The following is a 1,921-nucleotide window of genomic DNA, read 5'->3' as shown; positions in this document are numbered from 1 at the left end:
GCCGCCGGGCAGCGGCGCCATGCCGGCCGGCACCGCATAGCGCACCGGAATGAAGGAGAACCACAGGATCACCTGCCAGTCCTGCGCCGGCGACAGCAGCTCGCTGCGCACGAGTTCGATGCCGATGAACAGGCCGGCCAGCAGCAGAACCGCCGCAGGAACGTTCAGCGCCGGCTCGCGCGGGGGCGTGAAGACCGGCTCGGTCCGGCCGTCCCGCCCGTTGCGGGGATCGTGCATCGACAAGGGCAGCTCCTGGGGCTGAAACCGGACGGCAGGCCGGCAGGCCTGCCCGAACAGGATTTGTAGGCGGCGGCGCCCGCCGGGGCAAGGCAGCCGGCAACAGCGCCCTGAATCGCGGCTGCTGTCTTACGGTGGTCACGGATTATAAACCATGCCCCTTTTGGCGATCCTGCTTACCAAATCGTGTTCCAAACCGAAACAGGTCGCTTCAAATTCCGGCTTTGCATTTAGCGCGACCGCAACAGCCATCCGCCATAATCAGGAGACTTAAAGCGGGGCGCCCCACATGATCGGACGCAGGACAGCCTTTATACTTCTCGTTTACGCTGCTCTGCTGCCGGAGCCGGCGCGCGCCCGCGATCTCGATTCCCGCACCTTCATGCCCACCCTCGGCCGGGCGACGACGCCGGTCGGTTTCGTCGATTTCTGCCGCCGCCATCCCGACGACTGCCGCGTGCGCACCGCCGTGCCCGTGGTGGTCACGCTCAACGACGACCGCTGGCTCGATCTGATCGTCGTCAACCGCTCGGTCAACAGCCGCGTCATCGCCTCCACCGATCTGGAAGTCTTCGGCCGGGAAGAATACTGGGAATATCCGGTCTCCGGCCGCGGCGACTGCGAAGACTATGTGCTGGAAAAGCGCCGCGACCTGATGTGGCGCGGCTGGCCGGCCTCGGCCCTGCTCATCACCGTGGTGCGCGACGAGGACGGCGCCGGCCATGCCGTGCTGACCGTGCGCACTGACCACGGCGACCTCATCCTCGACAACAAGGTCGATATCATCCGCCCGTGGTTCCAGACGCCCTACAGCTACATCAAGCGTCAGAGCCCGTTCGATTCCGCCGGGTGGGACCGCATCGACGACCGCCGGCCGGATTCCTCCGTCGCCTCCATCGTGCCGTCGCGCTGAGGCGGCGGCCGCGATTCCCTTTGCCGGCGAAAAGTCGCCGCCGCCGGACCGCGGCAGGCTGCAACGAATTTTCTTCAAGAGCAATTTTGACCGGATGAGATTTGACCGGCGGGTTAATTTCGCCGTTCAGGTCATCGGAAAGTGAACTCTTTTTCGAGTCTGGAAGGCATCAAGTCTTTCATATGCCGCGGTTGCCATGCTAGCACACGAGCGCCGGGCCAACCGGCACAGGACAGCCGGGGAAATGGGGATCGACTTGGCTGGCCTTGTTTTCTGAAAATAAATCCGGGTCGAAAATGAATTTAACGGTCGTGCCCTCGCGTCTAAAAATGACCAGAGCGCCGCGTTATGTGCTGAACGAACAGGTGGGGTTCGTTCTGCGGCAGGTCTACCAGCGCCATACCATGCTGTTTTCCGAAACCATGGGCGGAGCTTTGACGCACACGCAGTGGGCGGTCATTTCCAAGCTCTCGGAAATCGGGCCGTGTTCTCAAAACCTGCTTGGCCGCCACACGGCCATGGACGCCGCCACGGTCAAGGGCGTCGTCGACCGGCTTCTGAAGCGCGGCCTCGTGCTGACCGAGCCGGACCCGAATGACGGGCGCCGCATTCTGGTGGCGCTGACGGACGAGGGCGAGCGCATCGCCGACCTCAACGCCGCCCGCGCTCTCGATGTCAGCGAAGCCACGCTCGCCCCGCTTTCGCAGGACGAGCGCGACCAGCTGATGGTGCTGCTCGCCAAGCTGCGCTGACCAGCGCCGCGCCGGACAG

The 1,921-nt window shown here is 64.3% G+C and carries 2 protein-coding genes and 1 pseudogene; 2 read left to right on the top strand and 1 reads right to left on the bottom strand.

All coding sequences use genetic code 11. The features are described from left to right. Nucleotides 1-237 (bottom strand): annotated as a pseudogene (locus tag V7067_RS13435) (hypothetical protein); the annotation flags it as partial. A 289-nt stretch (nucleotides 238-526) separates the two neighbouring features. Here V7067_RS13435 and V7067_RS13430 point away from each other — a divergent pair. After that, nucleotides 527-1,150, top strand: coding sequence for a transglutaminase-like cysteine peptidase (locus V7067_RS13430; RefSeq protein ID WP_334176413.1), 624 nt, complete (start codon nucleotides 527-529; stop codon nucleotides 1,148-1,150). Nucleotides 1,151-1,479: 329 nt separating this feature from the next. Continuing rightward, nucleotides 1,480-1,902 (top strand): MarR family transcriptional regulator, encoded by a 423-nt coding sequence (locus V7067_RS13425; RefSeq protein ID WP_334176412.1) that lies wholly within the window; start codon nucleotides 1,480-1,482, stop codon nucleotides 1,900-1,902. Nucleotides 1,903-1,921: the final 19 nt, after the last annotated feature.

This window comes from Pseudoxanthobacter sp., from assembly GCF_036822375.1.
GTDB lineage: Bacteria > Pseudomonadota > Alphaproteobacteria > Rhizobiales > Segnochrobactraceae > Pseudoxanthobacter.
Note: the sequence above shows the minus strand (reverse complement) of the source record. Positions and strands in the feature narration are given on the sequence as shown.

Coding starts and splice junctions, on each gene's coding strand:
- V7067_RS13430 (WP_334176413.1), top strand. CDS start 527: ATGATCGGACGCAGGACAGCCTTTATACTTCTCGTTTACGCTGCTCTG.
- V7067_RS13425 (WP_334176412.1), top strand. CDS start 1,480: ATGACCAGAGCGCCGCGTTATGTGCTGAACGAACAGGTGGGGTTCGTT.